Annotated in this window: 1 protein-coding gene and 1 pseudogene; both read right to left on the reverse strand. The window is 60.3% G+C overall.

Translation table 11 applies throughout. The annotated features are described in order from the left end of the window. Window positions 1–491: IS110 family transposase (locus tag EOA60_RS35470; protein ID WP_245502710.1), on the reverse strand; the 491-nt coding region annotated here is incomplete at its 3' end. A gap of 82 nt (window positions 492–573) precedes the next feature. Continuing rightward, window positions 574–771, reverse strand: a pseudogene (locus EOA60_RS38525) (RidA family protein); the annotation flags it as partial.

The raw sequence follows: 771 nt of genomic DNA on the forward strand, positions 1-771 counted from the left end.
ATATCGATCAACCCCGCAACTTTCGCCGAGCTGATGCCGGCGATGATGCCCAATTCCGATAAATGAGCGCGCAGCGCATTGATCACCTGAGTTCGCTGACGAACTAGAAGGCCGCGCGTCTTCAGCACCATCGCTGCCGCCTGCTGCTCGGCCGTTTTGACCGGAACAAAGCGCATCGTCTTGCGGATCACGGCCTCACTGATCGCCTCGGCATCGGCGGCGTCCGTCTTGCCCCGCTTGACGAACGGCTTGACATAGGCCGGCGGGATCAGCCGCACCTCGTGACCAAGTGCTGCGATCTCGCGCGCCCAGTAATGCGAACCGCCGCAGGCCTCAAGGCCGACCAGACACGCAGGCTGCTTCTCGAAAAACCGTAACACCTCGGCGCGGCGGAGCTTCCGGTTGACGATTGGAGAACCCTCGGCGTCAGCGCCGTGAATCTGAAAAACCTGCTTGGCCAAATCCAGCCCGATGGTGGTAATATGCGTCACGGAACGGCTCCTACCTTGTGGCGTTGAAATAACGACCACGTTTTAGCACTCTGATGCTGCGGTAGCGGGCCGTTCCACCTCATCAAACGAAACGGCCTCCGGAAAACCCGGCGCGGTTCACGGTCGTCTTCACTGTCTTCGTTAAGTTAGTCCCCGCTGCCTCTGCTACCTTGGCGACGTTCGTCAGGCAGAGCTCGATCTGCTCCGCAGCCGTCGATCCCCTGAGCGGTGCCGTTGGAGACGTTCCATTGGACGATCTGGCCAGGAACAGGTGTACCAC

Source organism: Mesorhizobium sp. M1A.F.Ca.IN.020.06.1.1, from assembly GCF_004023265.1.
In the GTDB taxonomy this organism is placed as follows: domain Bacteria; phylum Pseudomonadota; class Alphaproteobacteria; order Rhizobiales; family Rhizobiaceae; genus Mesorhizobium.